The 19,608-nt window shown below is 72.1% G+C and carries 14 protein-coding genes and 2 pseudogenes; 7 read left to right on the top strand and 9 right to left on the bottom strand.

Annotated features, from left to right (window positions below):
• Positions 1-11 precede the first annotated feature (11 nt).
• From BCL76_RS18110 to BCL76_RS18125, 4 genes are all read right to left on the bottom strand, one after another.
• Positions 12-863 (bottom strand): ABC transporter ATP-binding protein, encoded by an 852-nt coding sequence (locus BCL76_RS18110; protein ID WP_375137937.1) that lies wholly within the window; start codon positions 861-863, stop codon positions 12-14.
• A 55-nt stretch (positions 864-918) separates the two neighbouring features.
• Positions 919-1,980: a FecCD family ABC transporter permease gene (locus BCL76_RS18115; RefSeq protein ID WP_109780524.1), complete on the bottom strand. Its 1,062-nt coding sequence runs from the start codon at positions 1,978-1,980 to the stop codon at positions 919-921.
• Positions 1,977-3,035: a FecCD family ABC transporter permease gene (locus tag BCL76_RS18120; RefSeq protein ID WP_109780525.1), complete on the bottom strand. Its 1,059-nt coding sequence runs from the start codon at positions 3,033-3,035 to the stop codon at positions 1,977-1,979. The genes BCL76_RS18115 and BCL76_RS18120 overlap by 4 nt, the downstream gene beginning before the upstream one ends.
• Positions 3,036-3,336: 301 nt before the next feature.
• The gene (locus tag BCL76_RS18125; protein WP_030384091.1) at positions 3,337-3,612 is read right to left on the bottom strand and encodes an isoamylase early set domain-containing protein; all 276 of its coding nucleotides are present in this window, start codon (positions 3,610-3,612) and stop codon (positions 3,337-3,339) included.
• A 310-nt stretch (positions 3,613-3,922) separates the two neighbouring features.
• Here BCL76_RS18125 and BCL76_RS18130 point away from each other — a divergent pair, with 310 nt between their 5' ends.
• The 5 genes from BCL76_RS18130 to BCL76_RS18150 all read left to right on the top strand — a co-directional run bounded on the left by BCL76_RS18130 (position 3,923) and on the right by BCL76_RS18150 (position 14,876).
• A complete protein-coding gene (locus BCL76_RS18130; RefSeq protein WP_258309779.1) occupies positions 3,923-6,178 on the top strand; it encodes an MMPL family transporter in 2,256 nt (751 codons plus the stop codon).
• 117 nt (positions 6,179-6,295) lie between these two features.
• On the top strand, positions 6,296-11,206 hold the full coding sequence (locus BCL76_RS39000) for a type I polyketide synthase (RefSeq protein WP_219933957.1): 4,911 nt from the start codon (positions 6,296-6,298) through the stop codon (positions 11,204-11,206).
• Positions 11,203-11,868, top strand: a complete 666-nt coding sequence (locus tag BCL76_RS18140) for a 4'-phosphopantetheinyl transferase family protein (protein ID WP_109780527.1) — start codon at positions 11,203-11,205, stop codon at positions 11,866-11,868. The genes BCL76_RS39000 and BCL76_RS18140 overlap by 4 nt, the downstream gene beginning before the upstream one ends.
• A 128-nt stretch (positions 11,869-11,996) precedes the next feature.
• Positions 11,997-14,435 (top strand): SpoIIE family protein phosphatase, encoded by a 2,439-nt coding sequence (locus tag BCL76_RS18145; RefSeq protein WP_109780528.1) that lies wholly within the window; start codon positions 11,997-11,999, stop codon positions 14,433-14,435.
• 198 nt (positions 14,436-14,633) lie between these two features.
• A complete protein-coding gene (locus BCL76_RS18150; RefSeq protein WP_109780529.1) occupies positions 14,634-14,876 on the top strand; it encodes a response regulator transcription factor in 243 nt (80 codons plus the stop codon).
• A gap of 140 nt (positions 14,877-15,016) precedes the next feature.
• Here the strand turns inward: BCL76_RS18150 and BCL76_RS18155 are convergent, their stop codons facing one another.
• The 4 genes from BCL76_RS18155 to BCL76_RS18170 form a co-directional block, all read right to left on the bottom strand.
• The gene (locus BCL76_RS18155) at positions 15,017-16,033 is read right to left on the bottom strand and encodes a serine/threonine-protein kinase (protein ID WP_109780530.1); all 1,017 of its coding nucleotides are present in this window, start codon (positions 16,031-16,033) and stop codon (positions 15,017-15,019) included.
• A 198-nt stretch (positions 16,034-16,231) separates the two neighbouring features.
• Complete coding sequence (locus BCL76_RS40350) at positions 16,232-16,813, bottom strand: hypothetical protein (protein WP_109780531.1); 582 nt, start codon at positions 16,811-16,813, stop codon at positions 16,232-16,234.
• A gap of 155 nt (positions 16,814-16,968) precedes the next feature.
• Positions 16,969-17,442: a helix-turn-helix domain-containing protein gene (locus BCL76_RS18165; RefSeq protein ID WP_109780532.1), complete on the bottom strand. Its 474-nt coding sequence runs from the start codon at positions 17,440-17,442 to the stop codon at positions 16,969-16,971.
• A gap of 108 nt (positions 17,443-17,550) precedes the next feature.
• Positions 17,551-18,153: a hypothetical protein gene (locus BCL76_RS18170; RefSeq protein ID WP_181382601.1), complete on the bottom strand. Its 603-nt coding sequence runs from the start codon at positions 18,151-18,153 to the stop codon at positions 17,551-17,553.
• 262 nt (positions 18,154-18,415) lie between these two features.
• Between BCL76_RS18170 and BCL76_RS40620 the strand changes: the two are divergent.
• Both BCL76_RS40620 and BCL76_RS39855 read left to right on the top strand, forming a co-directional pair.
• Positions 18,416-18,656, top strand: a pseudogene (locus BCL76_RS40620) (IS5/IS1182 family transposase); the annotation flags it as partial.
• Positions 18,652-19,153, top strand: a pseudogene (locus BCL76_RS39855) (NF041680 family putative transposase); the annotation flags it as partial. The pseudogenes BCL76_RS40620 and BCL76_RS39855, both read left to right, overlap by 5 nt.
• Positions 19,154-19,190: 37 nt before the next feature.
• Here the strand turns inward: BCL76_RS39855 and BCL76_RS18185 are convergent.
• Positions 19,191-19,508: a hypothetical protein gene (locus BCL76_RS18185; RefSeq protein WP_258309795.1), complete on the bottom strand. Its 318-nt coding sequence runs from the start codon at positions 19,506-19,508 to the stop codon at positions 19,191-19,193.
• Between the last annotated feature and the right edge of the window lie 100 nt (positions 19,509-19,608).

Genomic DNA, 19,608 nt, shown 5'->3' on the forward strand with positions numbered 1-19,608 from the left:
CTTTGTTTGATCTAGAGGGTGCGCACGTGGGCGCGCCCGATGGGCACGATGAGCGGTCGGTCCCCGACCGGATCGTCGATCACCTTGGCGCGCAGTCCGAACGCCTCGTACAACAGCTCGGCGGTGATCACGTCACGGGGGTGCCCCTGCGCGAGGATCGAACCGGCCTTCATCACGATGAGGTTGTCGCTGTAGCGCGTGGCCAGGTTGAGGTCGTGCAGCACCAGGACCACGGTGCATCCCGACTCGTGGAGGTCGTCCACGAGGTCGAGCACGTCGATCGCGTGGGCCAGGTCCAGATACGTGGTCGGCTCGTCCAGCAGCAGCAGGTCGGTGCCCTGGGCCAGTGTCATCGAGATCCAGACCCGCTGCCGCTGTCCGCCGGACAGCGCGTCGACCGGGCGGTCGGCCAGGTCGGAGACCCCCGTCATGGCCAGGGCCCGGGCCACGACCTCGGCGTCGTCGGAGGACCACTGCCGCAACCAACTCTGGTGCGGATGGCGGCCCCTGGCGACGAGGTCGGACACGGTGAGCCCCTCCGGCGCCACCGGAGCCTGGGGCAGCAGGCCGAGTTTCTTGGCCACGTCCCTGGTCCTGAGCCGGCCGATGTCCTCGCCGTCGAGCACGACCGACCCGCTGGTCGGCTTGAGCAGCCGGGACAGGGTCCGCAACAGGGTGGACTTCCCGCAGCCGTTGGAACCGATGATCGTGGTGATCACCCGTGGCGGGATCGACACGTGGAGGTCGTCGATCACGACCCGCCCGCCGTACCCGACCGTGACCCCTCGGGCCGCCAGCCGTACGGCCTCCTCCTCGACCTCGTCCCCGTCGGACTCGATTCCGGCGATCTGCGATGCGGCCACAACTCCCCCTGAGGTAGGCATGTCTGAAAGGCCCGAAGAGGCATCGGGCGCTCGGCTAGCGCAGGTTGGCCCGCACCAGCAGGTGGATGAGGAAGGGGCCGCCGATCACGGCGGTCACCACGCCCACCGGGAGGGTGATCGGCAGTGCCGTACGGGCGACCAGGTCCGCACCGATCAGCAGCAGGGCCCCGACCGCCCCCGAGGCCACCATCGGCGGTGTCGGGCACTTCGCCAGCCGCATCGCCACCTGGGGCGCCACCAGCGCGACGAAGGGGACCGGGCCGGCCGCGCTCACCGCCATGCCGGCCAGCAGCACCGCGCACAGCAGCAGCACCGCGCGCACCCTCGTGTACCGGACGCCGAGCCCCGCGGCCACGTCGTCACCGAGGTGCAGGGGCTTGAACTGGAACGCGACCACCGTCACGACCACCATCAGAGCCAGCGTGCCCCAGAGCGCCACGCCCACGTCGTCCCACGACCGGTTGTCGAGGGAGCCGACGAGCCAGGCCTGGGCCCGGGCGACGTCCCTGATGTCGGCCGTGACCAGCAGCCAGGCCGTGATCGACTCCATCACGGCGCTCACCGAGATGCCGATGAGGATGAGCCGGAAGCCGTCGATCCCGCGCCGCCACGCCAGGAAGTAGACGAGGAGACCCGTGCCGAGCCCGCCCGCGAGCGCCGCCCCGGACAGGCCAACCGAGTTGACGACCGCCGCGGCGGTCCCGCCCGACACGGTCACCAGGAACACCGCGACCGCGCCGGCGCCCCCGGTGATGCCCAGGATGTCCGGGCTGGCCAGCGGATTGCGGGCGATCGACTGGGTGATCGCCCCCGAGACCCCGAGCGCGACGCCGACCACAAGGCCGGCCAGGGCCCGCGGCATCCGTAGGTCCATGATCACGAACCGGTCGACCTGCTCGCCCCCGCCCAGGACCGTGGCGATCACGCGGGACAGGTCGATGGGGAAGTCCCCGACGCCGATGGACACGCAGAACACCAGGAAGGTCGCCGCCGCCAGCAGGAACGTAACGCACACGACCCACGGCCGCCAGACGAACGAGAGGGGGCCGAACCGCACGCCCGGCGTCACCGATGCCTTCACCTCGGTCCCGGTCATGCGCTCTTGAACTTTCCGCGCCACACCAGGGCCGCGAAGAACGGAGCCCCGAGGAGGGCCACGACGACCCCCGCGTCCAACTCCCCCGGCCGCACCAGCAGGCGCCCCACGATGTCGCAGACCAGCAGGACGATGGCGCCGAGCAGGCCCGCGTACGGCACCAGCCAGCGGTAGTCCGGCCCGGTCAGCCGGCGGGCCAGGTGGGCCACCATCAGACCGAGGAAGGCGATGGGGCCGCACGCCGCCGTCGCGGCTCCCGCCAGCAGGGTGATGGCGGCGATGCCCATGGTCCGGCTCAGCACGATGTTCACCCCCAGCCCCCGGGCGACGTCGTCGCCGAGGTTGAGCAGGTTGAGGGCGGGCAGCGTGGTCAGCGCGAGCACCAGCCCGACGGCGATGAACGCCATCACCGGCCGGATGACGTCGAAGCCGACACCGGCCACGGAGCCCGCGTTCCAGAACCGCAGGGCATTCAGCGCGGCCTTGTCGGACAGTGCGACCGCTGCGGTCATCGCGGCGAGGAACGCCGTGACCCCTTGTCCGGCCAGGGCGAGGGTCAGTGGGTTGCCGGCCCCCCGGCCGATGCTCGCCAGTCCGAAGACGACGACACCGGCGACCCCGGCGCCCAGGAAGGCGAACCACACGTAGTGGAACGGATCGGCGAACCCGAACAGGGCGATCACCAGCACCACGGCGAACGAGGCACCGGAGTTCACGCCCAACAGGCCCGTATCGGCGATCGGATTGCGCGTGTACCCCTGGATCAGCGCTCCGCCGACCCCCAGGGCCACGCCCGCCGCGAGCGCCAGCACCGTGCGCGGCACCCGTACGGTGCGCACGATGAGCCGTATCTCGGTGAGCCGCTGATCGGGGTCCGGGGCTGCCGACAACCCGCGCCACACCTCGGCGGGGGTCAGCGCCCGCGCGCCGACGGCCAACGACACCACCATGGCGGCCAGGAGGAGCAGCACCAGGGCGACCGAGCCCACGATCCGCCGCCGACGGGCCTCCGTCACGCCCCGGGGCACGGGGCGTTCCACTGCGATCGTGGCCATGTCGCTCTACGTCATCCCTTCGATCCACCGAGGCGGCACGGCCGCTGGCGCCCGCCACCACCCGGTGGGTCGGCACACCGACGCGGCCACGACCGAAACTTAGGCAAAGCTAAGCTGATTCCATGGCGCGCTGTCGATAGACAAAACGGTCAGGTGGGGGTGGCGAACTACCAACTCGCCCCCAAATATGCACTGTTGAACGATTAGGTAATCCTAACCTTACTTGGCCTGGTGGATGACGTGCAAACGCGCCCCGACCCATGGCCGGGGCGCGCTCCGGGTCCGCGAGAGGTCCGGCCCGTCAGGTGTGCAGACGACTGTTGGGCCCGTCCTGGTCTCCGGCGCTCTCGTCGTTGAACCAGTAGTCCCCGGCCGCCAGGTACCGGAAGGAATGGGTGCTCTTGCTGGGCAGCTCGACGGTCACGGCGCGCTTGCCGTCCTTCCGGCGGGCCAGGGTGTGGACGCCGGGCTGCCAGTCGTTGAAGTCACCCACCACACTGACCGGTCCCGGCGGGGTGTCGACGGGCAGGATGAAGGTGACCTCGGTGCGGTCCTTGCGCAGTTTGCGCTCCAGCATGGTGAGCTCCTGACAACGGCAGTGGGGGTGGTACGCCGCCCATAGTCGGCGGCGGACGCACCGGACGCACCCCGGCGCCGCCACTCCCACCACGGACCCACCACATCGAGTGACTCGCGGGCACGCGATGTCACCCAGCGTGTCGACGTCCTCGGGACACTCCCCCTCCGCCCCTGTCAAGGCACGAATGGCCGGGACTACGGCCTCGTCCCGGCCCCGGGCACGGTGGATATCGACCTTCCTGCGCCCGAGCAGGATCGAATCGCCGTCCGTCCCGGAGGCATCCATGTTCCGCCGTGCAGGGGCCTTCGTGACCCGTCACCCCCGACTCGTCCTCGTCGGCGCGCTCGCCTTCCTCGTCCTGTCCGTCCTGTTCGGCATGGATGCGGCCGGCCGGCTGAAGACGCAGGGATACGACGATCCGCGCTCCGAGTCGAGCCGCGCCGCCCAGCTGGCGGGCGAGCGCCTGGGCGCCTCCCCCAACCTGGTCCTCGTCGCGCAGAGCGGCAGCGGTTCCGTGGACGCCCCGGCCGCCCGCGGCGCGGGCGAGGAGCTGACCGCAAGGCTTTCCGCGCAGCCCCACGTGAGCGCCGTGACCTCGTACTGGACCGACCGCGCGGCGGAGCTGCGCAGCCGCGACGGCAACGCCGCGATGCTGGTCGCGCACGTGGACGGCGAGGGGGCGGAACTCGCGGCGCGGGCCGAGCGCCTGCGCGCGGAGCTGGCCGTCCCGGCCGACGCCGGGACGGCCCTGACGGTCCACGTCGGCGGAAGCGCCCTCGTCGACGCCGAGCTCCAGAACATCTCGGAGTCCGACCTGAAGCGGGCCGAGTCCGTCGTCCTGCCGGGCACCCTGATCCTGCTGGTCCTCGTGTTCGGCAGCGTGGTCGCCGCCGCCCTGCCCCTGCTGATCGGGGTCCTGGCCATCGCCGGGACACTGCTGGTCCTGAGCGTTCTCGGCAGCGTCACCGACGTGTCCGTGTTCGCGCTGAACCTCACCACGGCCCTCGGCCTGGGGCTCGGCATCGACTACGGGCTGCTGGTCGTCTCCCGGTTCCGCGAGGAGCTGGCCGCCGGATTCCTCCCGCGGACCGCCGCCGTACGGACCGTGCGCACCGCCGGCCACACCATCGCCTTCAGCGCCGCGACGGTCTCCGCCGCGCTCGCCACGCTACTGGTGTTCCCGCCCTACTTCCTGCGCTCCTTCGCCTACGCGGGCATCGCCGTGGTCGCGATCGCGGCGGTGAGCGCCGTGACCGTACTGCCCGCCCTGCTCGCCCTGCTCGGGAAGCGGGTGAACGCCTGGGCCGTGCCGTGGCGCCGCAAGGTCCGCTCCGGCTCCCGGTCCGGGTTCTGGGAGGGGCTGGCGCGGATCGTCGTACGCCGCCCGCTGCTCGCGGCGCTGCCGGTGATCGGACTGCTGACGCTGCTCGCCGCACCCTTCGCGCACGCCGATTTCGCCACCCCCGACGACCGGGCGCTGCCGGTCGGCGCGGCCGCCCGGCAGACCGGTGACCTGGTGCGCGACCGCTTCGACATGAAGGGAGCGAGCGCGCTGACGGTCGTCACCACGGGCAGCGTCCCCGCGGGGGAGCGGGCGGAGTACGCCCGCCGCCTGTCCGCGTTCCCGCAGGTCGCCCAGGTGGTAGGACCCGACGGCGGGTTCCGCTACGGCGAGCCCACCGCGGCGGTCGCCGGCGCGGGCGGCGCGGGCGGCGCGGCCGGCGCGGGCATCCGGCCCGCCGGGACCGCCGTCGCGGAGCCGGCGCGGCTCACCGTGGTGCCGCTGGTCGACCCCCGGTCGCACGCCGCCCAGCGGCTCGTCCACGACATCCGCGCGCTCCCCGCCCCGGCGGGCACCGAGGCCCTGGTCGGCGGACCGAGCGCGGTCCTGGTCGACGCCAAGGCCACCGTGGGCGACCGGATCCCCTTGGCGCTCGCGCTGATCTCCGCCACCACGTTCGTGCTGCTGCTGGGCTTCACGCGCAGCCTGCTGCTCCCGTTGAAGGCCATCGTGCTCAACGCGTTGAGTCTCGCGGCCGTCCTCGGCGCCATGGTGTGGGTCTTCCAGTCGGGTCATCTGCACCAGCTGCTCGGCTTCACGCCGGGACCCCTCAGTACGACCATGCCGGTCCTGCTGTTCTGCATCGTCTTCGGGCTCTCGGTGGACTACGAGGTCTTCGTCCTCGCCCGCATCAAGGAGGCCCACGACGCCGGGGAGGACAACTCCCGCTCGATCGTCACGGGCATGGCCCGCACGGGAGGCATCGTCACCACCGCGGGCGCCCTGCTCGCCTTCACCCTCCTGAGCTTCGGCACCTCGCAGGTCTCCCTCCTGCAGTTCTTCGGGATCGGCGCGGGCCTCGGGGTCCTCCTCGACGCCACGCTCGTCCGGGGAGTCCTCGTACCCGCGCTGATGCGTCTGGCGGGCGGCCTGAACTGGTGGGCGCCGCGTCCCATCCGGCCCGAGCGGCCGCCGCCCGCGTCCCGACCGCCGCCGGCTCCCGTCCGTAGGTGTCCCGCGGCCCGGCCCGCTCCACGTACCCCGGCCCGCGCGCGCCACTGACCTCGGCTCCGCACCCGTCCCCCGCACGACCGCACGACCCCACGACCCCACCACGACCGTCCACGTCCCGTACGACCCTCACGACCCTCACGACCCTCACGGCAAGGAAGATCTCCCATGACCGACATCGCCATCACCGGACTCGGCTGCCGCTTCCCCGGCGCTCCCGACATCAGCGCCTACTGGAAGCTCCTGCTGAGCGGGGCACGACAGTTCTCCGCCGTGCCGAAGGAGCGCTGGAACCATGAGACCTTCCACGAGCCCGGCAACCCGTCGGCCCCCCATGCCGCGTACACCGACCAGGTCGCCTTCCTGGACGACGTGGACCGCTTCGACGCCCTGCACTACGGCGTACCACCCGCCCGCGCCCGGGCCATGGACCCGCAGCACCGGCTGCTGCTGGACGTCACCCGCGAGGCCCTCGACGACGCGGGGCTGGGCCGGGGCGACTTCGACCGGAAGAACACCGGGGTCTTCTGCGGAATGTCGGTGTCCGACTACAAGGACCTCATGTCGGCCCCCATCCGGGCCATCGCCCTGGCCGAGGACGCCCAGCAGGCCGCGGCGGACCACGGCGACCTCCTCGACGCCGTCAAGGACCACGCGGGTTCGCTCGGCACCGTCCAGGCCTTCAGCCTGCCGGGAAGCCTGCTCAACATGGCCCCCGGCACCGTCAGCCGGCATTTCGACCTCGGCGGCCCCAGCTATGCCGTCGACGCCGCCTGCTCCGGCTCGCTCGTCGCCCTGGACCAGGCCGTGGCCCAACTGCGTCAGGGCAGCTGCCGCATCGCCGTCGTCGGCGGCGTGTACCTCAACCTCACCCCCGACAGCCTGATCGGCTTCTCCACGCTCCGGGCGCTCTCCCCCACCGGGATGTGCCGCCCCTTCGACGAGGGGGCCGACGGCTTCGTCCTCGGCGAGGGCGCCGGCGCCGTCGTCGTCCGGCCGCTCGCCGACGCGCTCGCCGCGGGCGACCGGGTCTACGCGGTGATCAAGGGCATCGGCTCGGCCAACGACGGCGCCTCCCCCGGGCCACTGGCGCCCGCCCCCGAAGGCCAGCTGCGCGCCATGCGCCGGGCCTACGACGACGCCGGGGTCGCCCCGTCCTCGGTGGACTTCCTGGAGGCCCACGGCACCGGTACCGCGACCGGCGACCGCGCCGAGGTCGAGGCGCTGCGTCGGCTGCGTACCGAGTACCCCGACGACGACCCCTCGCTGTGCTACGTCGGCGCGGGCAAGGCGCTCATCGGGCACTCGCTGTCCGCCGCGGGCATCGCGGGGCTGATCAAGACGGCCTTGGTCGTCCATCACGGGACGATCGTTCCGCAGCCGAAGACCGCCCCGCACCCGGGACTGGGCATCGGCGCCGCGGGCCTGCGGCTGGCCGACATCGCACGGCCCTTTCCGGACTCCGGTACTCCGTGCCGGGCCGCCGTCAGCTCGTTCGGCTTCGGCGGGACGAACGTCCACGTGGTCCTGGAGGAGCGCCCCGCCCCGGCTCCCGGCCGCCTCCACGAAGGCATCGGGGGCGCCGGGGACACCCGGGACACCGACACCGACACCAGTACCGGCACCGGCACCGGCCCTCAGCTCGTCCTGCTCTCGGCCGGCGATCCCGAGCGGCTGGACCAGTACATCGGTGACGTTCTCGACGCACTCGACACGGCGGACCCCGCCCCGCTGGCGGCCGTGGCCCACACCGCCGGTTCCCGCCGGCCGCTGACGGCCCGGCTCGCGATCGTCGCCGACGACACGGCGGCGTTCGTCCGGCGGCTGCGCCAGGCCCGCCGGCAGCTCGTCGAGGGCGAGCGGGGCGACCTCGGCGACGGGGCCTTCGCCGCCGATGCCCCGCTGCCCGCCGAACAGCGCCGCCTCGCCTTCCTCTACCCCGGTCAGGGCAGCCAGCGCCCGGGCATGATGCGGGACCTCCACGAGCGGTTCCCCGGTTTCCGGGCGACTGTCGACGCCCTCGGTGCCGCGGCCCGCGAGGACGCCGGCTTCGACATCGGTGAGCTGCTTTACGGCGAGCCGGCGAGCGCCGGCGGCGACAGCGAGGACGCCGGGGAGGTCGGGGAGGTGGGGCGCCGGACAGCCTCCACCGAGGTGTGCCAGCCGCTGCTCGGCACCGTCCAGATCGCCGCCACCCGGCTCCTCGCCGACCTCGGCATCGCTCCCGACCTGGTCCTCGGCCACAGCGTCGGGGAGTTCGCCGCGGCCGCGGCGGCCGGCGCCCTCACCGACGAGGACACCGTACGGCTGCTGGTGCACCGGGGCGCGACCCTCCAGGAGGCCGAGAGCTGCCTGCGCGGCGGGATGCTGGCCGTGCAGACCGACAAGGACACCTGCCGCCGGCTGGTGAACGGCATCGACGACGTGTGGCTCGCCTGCTTCAACCAGCCGCGCCAGGTCGTGGTCAGCGGTACGCCGCACGGACTCGACGCCGTGCGGCAGGCCTGCGCGCAGGCGGGGGTCGTCACGGTGACACTCGACGTGTCGAACGCCTTCCACTCGCCTCGGCTCGCCCCCGCTGACGAGAAGATGCGCGCGGACCTCGCCGACCGCCCGATCGGCAGCCCCGTCCTGCCGTTCGTCTCGTCGGTGGACGCGGCCGTCTGCACCGACCCCGAGCGGCTGCGCGAGCTGTGGTCCCGGCACGCGTCCGCGCCGGTCCTCTTCGGCGACGCCGTGCGCACCGCCTACGACCAGGGGGCCCGCGTCTTCCTCCAGGTGACCGGCGGCAACTCGCTGCTGACCTTGGTCCGCCGCAACCTCGCCGACCACGGCGACGTGCACGTCGTCCCCGTCGCCGGGGTGGCGCCGGACGGCGGACGGGGCCTGGTCCGGGCCCTCGCCCGGCTCGCGGTGCTGGGCGTACCGGTCGACCCGCGCGCGCTGGTCCCCCAGGAGGAGCGCCGACTGCTCGACCTGCCGGTGGCCAAGCTCGCCACCCAGTCCTACTGGTTGCCCCGTCGGCGCCCGGCGCGGACGGGTGCCCCGGTCCCCGCGCCCTCCCACCGGCCGCGGCCGCCTGCCCCGTCCGTGTCCCCCGAGGAGATCACCATGAACGATTCGCCGCGGCACCCGATGGAGGAACTGCGCCGGCTGGTGCAGCGGCAGACGGCGTTGCTTGCCCGCCTCGCCGAAACGCTTCCGCAGCCGAACGCGGCCACGGAGGCGGCGCTGCTGGCCCGCCTCGCCGAGACCCTCCCCGAGCTCTCGGAGCTCTCGGAGCTCTCGGAACTCCCGGAACTCCCCGAGTGCGACCGGCCCGCCGGGGCCGTCGCCCCGGCGACGGCCGACACCACTCCGGTGCCCCCTGCCGCACCGAAGGAACCGGAGGCACCGGACGTGCCGGACGCACCGGCACCGGTCGTGACCTCCGCCGAGGATCCGGCGCAGTCCCGGGACGGCATCACCACCGTCCGGGAGTCCGTGCTGGCGCACGTGGCCCGGGTCAGCGCCTTCCCCGTGGCCCATCTGCACGATGCCCAGCTACTGATCGACGACCTCGGTTTCGACTCGCTGATGCTGACCGACCTGTTCACCTCGCTCAAGCGGGAGTGGCCCCGGTGGACGCGCGACGAAACGGCCACCGACCCGCTGACCATCGCCGGGGTCGCCGCGATGATCACGAGCAGCTGCGGCGACGCCGTAGCGGCCCCGGTCCCGGTCCCGGAGCAGCGCTCAGAAGCCGCCGAAGCGCCCGCACCGCCGCCCGCCGACCTTCCCGCGGCCACGGAACCGGCCGCCACGGAACCGGCCGCCACGGACCTGGCCACCACCGCTCCGGCCGCCGCCCCGCTGCCCGAGGAGCACACCCGGATCGAGTGCTTCCCGGAGGTCACCGCCCACACCGAGCGCGTCGCGACGCTCTCCGAGCTGGGGCTGCCCAATCCGTACTTCCTCGTCCATCAGGGCGCGCTGACGGACACCACCATGATCGACGGCCGGGAACTCCTCTCCTTCTCCAGCTACAACTACCTCGGCATGGCGACCCACCCGCAGGTGAACGAGGCGGCCCACGAGGCGATAGAGCGGTGCGGCACGTCGGTCTCCGCCAGCCGGCTGCTCTCCGGCAGCCGACCGCTCCATCTGGAACTCGAGAGCGAGCTCGCCGACCTGCTCGGATGCGAGGCGGCGATCACGTTGGCCAACGGCCACGCCACCAACGTCACCGTGATCGGCCACCTCGTCGGGCCCGGGGACCTGATCGTCCACGACGCCCTCGCCCACGACAGCATCCTGCAGGGGTGCAGGCTCTCCGGCGCGACCCGGCGGCCCTTCCCCCACAACGACGCCAACGCCCTCGACGCCCTGCTGACGCAGGTCCGCGACCAGTACCGGCGGGTCCTCGTCGTCGTCGAAGGGGTCTACAGCATGGACGGGGACATCGCCGACCTGCCCGCCCTCGCCGACGTCAAGCGCCGGCACGGCGCGCTGCTGATGATCGACGAGGCGCACAGCATCGGGACGATCGGCCGGACCGGTCGCGGCATCGGCGAGTACTACGGCGTCGACCGTTCGGCCGTGGACCTGTGGTCCGGCACCCTGTCCAAGGCGCTGGCGAGCTGCGGAGGCTACGTCGCGGGGAGCCGCACCGTCGTGGAGTACCTGCGCTACACCGTGCCGGGCTTCGTCTACAGCGCCGGGATGACCCCGGCCGACACCGCGGCCTCGCTGACCGCCCTGCGCATGCTGCGTGCCGAGCCGCAGCGGGTGGCACGGCTCTCGGAGAACGCGGCGCTCTTCGTCCACCTCGCGCGTGAGGCTGGCATCAACACCGGCGACAGCCATGACACGCCGGTCGTCCCGTGCATCGTCGGGGACTCGCTGAAGACGCTGCGGCTCGCGGAGGCTTTGTTCCAGCAGGGCATCAGCGTCAACCCCATCCTCCATCCGGCCGTGCCGGAGGAGCTGGCCCGGCTGCGATTCTTCCTCACGTACGACCACACGCCCGGCCAGATCCGCCAGGCCGTGGCCGCCTTGGCGCGCGAGCTGCGGCTCCTCGACACGGCCCCGGTCTCGTGACCACCGCGGCCGTGACCGTCGGCTTCCGAGCGATCGCGCCGGGCCGCGTCCACCGGTGGGGCGGAGCCCGCCTGATCGTCGCCCGGGCCCGCGACCTCGGTCAGGTGCCCGCGCTCTCACCGGCCGAGCGGCGCGTGCTCCGCGCGCTGCCGGCCTGGCGGCAGGTCGAGTGGACGGCGGGCCGGTTCCTCGCCAAGCGGCTGGTGGGCGAGGTGGTCCCGGCGCCGGCGGACGGTGTGGAGATCCTCCCGCGGGAGGACGGCAGCCCCCGCGTCCTCGTCGGCGGCAGTGCGATGCCCGACCTGTTCCTCTCCATCAGCCACACCGCCCGGTACGTCGCCGCGGCCCTCGCGCCGGAGCCGGTCGGGGTGGACCTGTGCGAGATCGACTCGGTCGACGCCGTACGCCGGGTCGCGGACCATTTCCTGTCGCCCGAGGAGCTCTCCCTGATGGATGCCGAGCGGCCCGACGCCATGACCGGGGCCTGGGCGCTGAAGGAGGCCGCGGTCAAGGCCGACCGCAGCGGGGTCTTCGGCGCGGCTCCGCGGGGTATCCCGATCCTCGGCCTCCGGCCGCCCGTCCTCGGCGGACGACGCCGCGCGATGCTGTGGCGGGCCGGCGGGGCGGCGCTCGCCCTCGTCCTCGCGCAGCCTCGTGGCTGAGTGCCCCGCGTGACGGCACTGCGTTGGTGCTCCTTGCCCGGCTGGATCATTCTGGTCAGAGGAGCGCCTGGCCGTGCACGTCCCGTGGGACGGCGGCAGCGGAACGAGCGAGGGCGAGATGAGTGGCGATGGAGCAAGTTCCCACCTCTCCTGGTGAGCGGCCCGAGGAGACGGGCGCCTCCCTCGAGCCTGCCTACACGGCCTCGGCGACGATCAGCGAGCAGGGCATCGTCACCGAGTGGAGCGAGGGAGCGACCCGGCTGCTCGGCTATGTGCCGTCCGAGGTCGTGGGACTGCCCGCCGCCCACCGGCTCGCCGATGTCCTCGGTGAGGCTGCGCGGCGGGTGCCGTCCGAGCAGGAGCGGTTCAGCGGCACGGTGGCCCTGCGCCACCGGGACGGTCACCGCATGGAGGTGGCCCTGCTCGCGCATCGCTGGACGTCCAGCGGCGGGACCACCAAGTGGTTCGTGGTGTCCGCCGTCGGGGGCGCGTCCCCCTCTCCCTGGGACGAACCCATGAAGGAATGGGCGTTCACCCAGTCCCCCTGTTTCCTGGCGATCTTCGACACGGATCTGCGGCTGGTGCGGGCGAACGCGGGCATGGAGCGCACGCTCTCGCTCACGGAGGCCGAGATGCGGGGACTACGGCTGCCGGAGATCGCGCCGGATCCCGTGAGCGACGAGACCGAGCGCCGGATGCGCCTGGCGCTGGATTCCGGTGAGCCGCAGTACATGGAGGCCTTCGTCCACCCGACGGGCGTCGCCGGAGAGCACGGTTGGGCCACCTCGCTGGCGCCGTTGCGGGACCCGGACGGCCGGGTGCACGCCGTATGTCTGGCCGCGCACGACCGCAGCGGGGTGGAGAGCGTCCAGCACCAGATGCTCCTGACGGACGAGGTCGACACCGCTGCCATCGGGACCACGCTGGACAGCGTCCGTACCGCGCACGAGCTGGCCGACGCCGCCGTCCCCCGGTTCGCCGATTTCGCGGTGGTCGACCTGTTGGAGCCGCTCCCGCGGGGGGACGAGCCGTCCTCGGTGCAGGCCGACGGTCCGGTGACCGTGTGCCGTGCAGCGGCGCGGTCGGTACTCGACGGGACCCCGGAGTCCAGCGTCGCCGTCGGGGACACCACCAGCTATCCGCCGCTGTCGCCGCCCGTCGAAGCGCTGGTCGAGGGCCGGGGCGCCGTGTACGGGGCCTTGGACCCGGCCCTCGCCCGGTGGGCGGCCCAGGACCCCGGGGCCGCCTGGATCGGTGAGTACGGGGCCCACTCGATCATGGTGGTACCGATGCGGGCCGGCGGTGGCACGCTCGGTGTGGCCGTCTTCAGCCGGCACCGGCGCCGGGAGCCCTTCCAGCAGGAGGACCTGCGGGTGGCCGGGGAACTCACGGCCCGGGCGGCGGCCGGGATCCGCAACGCGTACCGGTCCGGCCGGGAGCACACCACGACCATGACCCTTCAACGCAGCCTGCTCCCGCACACACTGCCCGACCAGGCGGCGCTGGAGATCGCCTCCCGATACCTGCCGGCTGCCGGCGAAGCCGGTGTGGGCGGCGACTGGTTCGACGTGATCCCGCTGTCGGGCGCCCGGGTGGCCCTGGTCGTGGGGGATGTCGTCGGCCACGGGATCCGGGCCACCGCCACCATGGGACGGCTGCGCACCGCCGTACGCACCCTGGCCGACGTCGACCTGGGCCCCGACGAGCTGCTGACCCACCTGGACGACCTCGTGATCCACCTGTCCGCCGACGAGGGCGACCCGGATTCCGGCGGGGAGACGGCCGGGGGCATCGGCACCACCTGCCTCTACGTGGTCTACGACCCGGTCATCCGCCGCTGCACGGTGGCCCGGGCCGGCCACCCGCCACCGGCCGTGGTCTCCCCGGAGGGCTCCGTGTACCTGCTGGACGTCCCGGCCGGTCCCCCGCTGGGTCTGGGCGGCCTGCCCTTCGAGACGCTGGAGGTCGAACTGCCCGAGGGCAGCATCCTCGCCCTGTACACCGACGGTCTGTTGCAGGCCCGCGACCATGACATCGACGAGGCGTTGGACAGCATGTTCGCGGCCCTGGTCCGGCCGGCGGACACGCTGGACGCGGTGTGCGACCGCGTGCTGACGGCCATGCTGACGCACCGCCCGGACGACGACGTGGCCCTGCTCGTCGCCCGGACCCGGGGACTGCACGCCGACCAGGTCGTCGTCTGGGACCTGCCCTCCGACCCGTCCGTCGTCGCCACGGCCCGGCGCCAGACCACCGACCAGTTGACGGCCTGGGGGCTGGAGGAGGCCGCCTTCGTCACGGAGCTCCTGGTCAGCGAGTTGGTCACCAACGCGATCAGGTACGGTCAGCCGCCCATCCAGCTGCGGCTGATCCACGAGAAGAACAGCACCCTGATCTGCGAGGTCTCCGACGCGAGCAGTACCGCCCCGCACATGCGGCGGGCCCGGACGTTCGACGAGGGCGGTCGGGGTCTGCTGCTGGTGGCGCAGCTCGCCCAGCGCTGGGGCACCCGGCACGCGGCCATCGGCAAGACCATCTGGGCCGAGCAGTCCCTGACCGGTTTCTGAGGGCGACGAGGACGCGTACAGAGCCTGGCGGTATGCATGGAAATGTCCCCTGTGACGCGCCTGTGACAGTTGACGGACACCGCCATGAAGTCCCGCCGACAAGCTCTTTATCAGGGACAAACACCGACATTCAGGTATACGTCCCCTGCTTCCGAGGACGTGAGCAGTGATGACCAGGCCGATCCGTCGGAGGAAATCATGAGTCTCACCCTCGTCGCCCCGCAGACCGAAGCCACCGCCACCGCCACCGCCCCCACCCTCGCCCCGCGCGAGCAGGAGGCGCTGCGACACATCGCCGCCGGTTGCACCTACCTGCAGACGGCCCGCCAGATGGGGCTCTCCAAGCACACGGTCGACGCCTACCTGCGCCGCATCCGCGCCAAGCTGAACATCAGCACCACGGCCGAGATGACCCGCCTGGCCATCTCGATGGGGCTGTGACAGCCGCGGCGATCGCGCGGAATCCGACGGAATCCCGCAGGGAGGACGTCGACAGGAAGACGTAGGCACGAAAAAGACGTAGGCACGAAGACGACGTAGGCACGAAGACGACGGAGAACGCCCGTGACGGGCAAGGCGGTCTACGGGCCGCCGGGCAGGCCGTAGAACACCGGCCGGGCCCAGACCGGGGGCTCCCGCGGGGGCGTGGAGTCCCTCGGGGGGACGGGGGGTCGGGAATCCTTGCGCGACGGCGGATCGGCGTGACGGCCGATGCCGCCTCCAGTGGCGTCGCGTAGGGCGGTCACGAATTCGAGGCAGGACCCGTAGCGGTCCTCGGGGACCTTCGACAGGGCCTTGGTCAGTACATCGGCGGCGGCGGGAGCGATTCCCGGCCGCCGTTCCGTCAGTGGGGGCGGGGGGTCGTACTGGTGCGCCCACAGCAGCGCCGCGTCCTCCTCGCGCTGGAAGGGCGGCCCGCCGGCGAGGGTCTCGTAGACGACGCACGCCAGGCTGTAGAGATCGCACCTGCCGTCCACCGGCCTGCCGGAGATCTGTTCCGGCGCCATGTAGTCGAGCGTGCCGACGAACTCCCCGTCCGTGGTGAACCCGGTCAGTGCCAGCGCCTTCTTCGTCAGCCCGAAGTCCGTGAGATAGATGTGCTCGGGGTGATCGCTGTCGGTGCCCGCGGCGACCAGGATGTTGCCGGGCTTGACGTCCCGGTGCACGAGGTCGTGGTCATGGGCGGCGTCGAGCGCCGATGCCACCTGGGCGGCGATGCGCAGGGCGGTCGCGACGGGCAGCGGGCCCTCGCGGTCCAGCAGGGCGCGCAGGTCCAGGCCGGAGACGTAGCGCATGGCGATGTACAGGACGCCGTCGGTCTCGCCGGCTTCGAAGATGGGCACGATGTGCGGGTGGTCGATCGAGGCGGCCACCCGTGATTCGTGTGTGAAGCGGCGCCGGAAGGTCTCGTCACGGGCGCGCTCGGGGGCGATCAGTTTGAGCGCGACGGTGCGGTCGAGGCGCAGGTCCTTCGCGCAGTAGACGACGGCCATGCCGCCGCGGCCGATCATGCGCTCCACCCGGTAGCCGGCGATCTGCTTGCCGATGAGGCCCGACGCGCGGCCCGCGTACACGCTGAGGTTCGACACCTCACTCATCGGACGTCCCCCTCGCCCGGCCGTGTGACGCCGCCGGACGCGGCAGGCCGCTCTCGCATACCTGGAAGTCTATCGACCGCCCCACCCGCACGCGCCGTGGAGCGGGACGGCCGCGGCGGACCCGCACCCCCACCGCACGCGCACGGTGACCGGTCCCTGAGGGGAGCCGGTCACCGTGCGCGTGCGGGTCCATGGCGGTCAGTCGTCGTCGTTGCCGCCGGCGCCGCCGTTACCGCCGAGGCCGCCGGTGCTCCCGCAGCCGAAGCCGAGGCAGAGGCCGCCGTCGCCGCCGTTGCCGCCCTTGCCACCGTCGCCGCCGGGCAGTGCGACCCCGCCGGTGCCGCCGGTGCCGCCGTTGGCGCTGCCGTTGCAGGTCCCGGCGCAGATTCCGCCCTTGCCACCGTTCGTACCGTTGCCGCCCGGCACGCCCGTGGTGCCGTTGCCGCCGTTGGCACTGCCGTTGCACAGCCCGGCACAGATGCCGCCCTTGCCGCCGTCGGTTCCGTTCACCGATCCTTCGCAGTTGCCGGCACAGACCCGGTCACCGACGCGCACGCTGCCCTTGTCCACCTTGACCGCCTTGACCACCTTGACGCCGCCGAGCGGCGCCTTGCCGTGGAACCGGCCGCCGCCGGGACGTGCGTCGCCGCTGCCGAACGCGGAGACGGTCTGGGCGGAGGGCGCCGGGGCCGCGGAGGCGACCGGTGCGATCGCACCCGCGCCGATCAGGGTCGCGGAGATGATGAGGCCGAGCCGGAACTTCGTGGATCGCGTGCGCATGAGATTCTCCCTTGCCTGGAAATTGCATTCCGTGACGCGGCTGCGAGATCCCGCTTTCCGCGTTTCTGTCGAGTGGGCCGATCGATGTCCGGCCGTTCGTTTCCCCGAGGTTCTTTCCGACGCCCCGGCCCGCTGCGGGCCGGGGCGCCGCGGCCTCACGAGCGGACGTCGTCGCCCATCAGGGCGAACCAGTCGCCGTCGACGTAGTACTTCTTCCAGGTGTCGATCTGCTTTTCCGAGATCTCGTACTTGTCGGCGATCTTCTTCGTGGTCTCTTCCTCGTCGTCGGCCGCCAGCACGATGATCGCGATGCGCACCTTGTCGACCACGGTCAGATCCGCCTTCGACTTGTCGGGCAGGTCCTCGAACTTGAAGCAGCCGACCCCGCCGGGCTGACCGGGCTCACCCGGCTGACCGGGCTCTCCGCCCCGGCCGCCCTTGCCACCCTCGCCGCCCTTGCCGCCGGCGCCGAACCCGACGCAGTGTTCGGGCCGGTCGGCCGGGGCCGAGGCGCTGATGCTCGTGGGGGTGTGGGACTGCGACGCCTGCGCGGCGCACGCCGTACCGGTGACGAGGGCCAGGGAGGCCGTGGCCAGGATGATCGGACGCTGCCAGGACTTCGTGAACATGGGGGGTTTCTCCGTTTCGGCACATACCGAGAGGGGGGTGGAGGTGGAGGGTGAGGGGTGGGGGCCCGAAGGCCCCCACCCCGTTGAGCCGGGTGGTGCGAGGTGCGGTCAGAAGATGCTGCCGCCACCGGCGCCACCGTTACCGCCGGCGCCGCCGATCAGGCCACCGAGGCCGCCGTCGCCGGCCTTGCCGCCGTTGCCTCCGTTGAAGAAGCTGAAGCCGCCGTTGCCGCCGTTGCCGCCCTTACCGCCCTTGAGGAAGCCGTCGCCGCCACCGCCGCCGCCACCGGCGTTGCCGCCCTGGAGGACGCCGAAGCCACCGTCGCCACCGTTACCGCCGGCGCCACCGATCCGGCCTTCGCCGCCACCGCCGCCACCGCCACCGGCGCCGCCGAGCAGGAAGCCGTCTCCACCGGTACCACCGTTGCCGCCCTTACCACCGGTGCCCAGGACGCTGCCGCCACCGGAGCCACCGGCACCACCGGCGCCACCGACGAGACCGCCGGTACCGCCCTTGCCACCGTCGCCTCCGGCGCCTCCACCGTTCGGGAGGGCCGTAGCCACGTAGGTGGCCACCGGAGCGGCCGAAGCCATGGACGCCGGAAGCACAACGCCTCCTGTGACCACAGCGGCCGCGGCGACGAGAGTGGCGATGCGGAAACCGCGACGGGTGGAACGGGTGACATCGTTGCTGTGCATCTTGCGGTTCATGACTTTCTCCTACAGTTCAAGAGGGCTGTTTGTACGTACCGGATTTCCGGGACGGTGCGGTGATATAGGCGAGAGAAGAGGTCCTAGGGGAGGTATTCCTTTTCTTTCGTCTGCCTCGTTCCGTTCCCGGTGAGGCCCGCACCACAAGTAAGCCCCGGGGGCCACACCCGGGTCATGTTCCGGAAAGTCGGGACTTGACACCCTCATGAACATCGGATAAAAGGTCGCCTCGACTGCCATGAAAGCTGGGTTGGCCGCCGTGATGGCAAGGGTGGAGCGGCTGGTGCCCGACGGGTTATGGGAGTTGTTCCAGCGGGTGGTTCCGGTAGCGCCGGTGCGACCGCGAGGCGGAGGGCGACGTCGCGTGGCTGCGGCTACCACCGGGCTTCGGCCCGTCCGGGTCGACCGCGCACCGCCGCTTCACCGAATGGAGCCGAGCCCGAGTCTGGGGCACGTTGCACCGCCTGGTCTTGGATGAGCTCGGCGCACGTGGCGGACTGGACTGATCACGGTGTGCGATCGACTCGGTCGACACACGGCCCCCTGATCCGCCTGCGGGTCGACCGCCTGCCCGGCGGCGGTGACCCGCTTCCGCTCTGGCTGTGGTCCTCCGCCGCCGGCATGACCGGTACCGATGTCGATCTGCGCCGGCAGTCGTTCCTTCGGAGATTCGACCTGGAACACACGTTCCGGATGATCAAGCAGACGCTCGGCTGGACCCGCCCGAAGCTCCGCACCTCGGAAGCGGCAGACCGCTGGACGTGGCTGATCGTCGTCGCGCACACCCAGCTCCGTCAGGCTCACCCCGGCCCGGGTCCGCCGGGGGTTCAGAAACCTCCGCCCCCACCTGCCCTGCCCGGCCCGTGCACCGAAACCCACCCGGCCAGGCCCCGGTAGACCCCTCGGCTCGAAAAACCAGCGACTCGCCACCCGCTACGACGTGGGCAAAACGGTCAAGCGACCCGAGAGCATCATCGAACGGAACCGATCCAGACCCTGACTAGGCCGCGGGAGTCCGCTTGTTTCAACCTCGGTGGTCACGTCGCGTCAGGGACGTAAGGCTCTGCTGCGACCTGGGCCATCGTCCGAAGATTCGCAAAGTAGGAGGCGCAGTACTCCTCGTTGATCAGAGGAACGATCTTGTCGAGGTCTGCGATGCAGCCCCAGAGGTAGGCGATGCCACTGCCGTCGAGCCCGCCCTTCAGCTCCCTCTGGACGAGGCCGGCGATGTCGGCGTCCAGGAGGACCAGATCTACGCCGTCGAAGTCCACACCGCGGAAGCCGTCGGGGAACAATGCGCGCAGGTGGTCCTCCCACAAACCGGCGAGTCCGCCTTCGGGCTGTGCTGCGCCCACGTCGGCGGCTGTCGCCTCTGCCGCGGGCGGTGGGCGAAGGAGCAGGGAGACGGCATCGAAGACGGCACGCACCAGGGCAACGGCCCGGATCGGACGGAGG

This window comes from Streptomyces sp. CG 926 (genome assembly GCF_003148825.1).
In the GTDB taxonomy this organism is placed as follows: Bacteria; Actinomycetota; Actinomycetes; order Streptomycetales; family Streptomycetaceae; genus Streptomyces.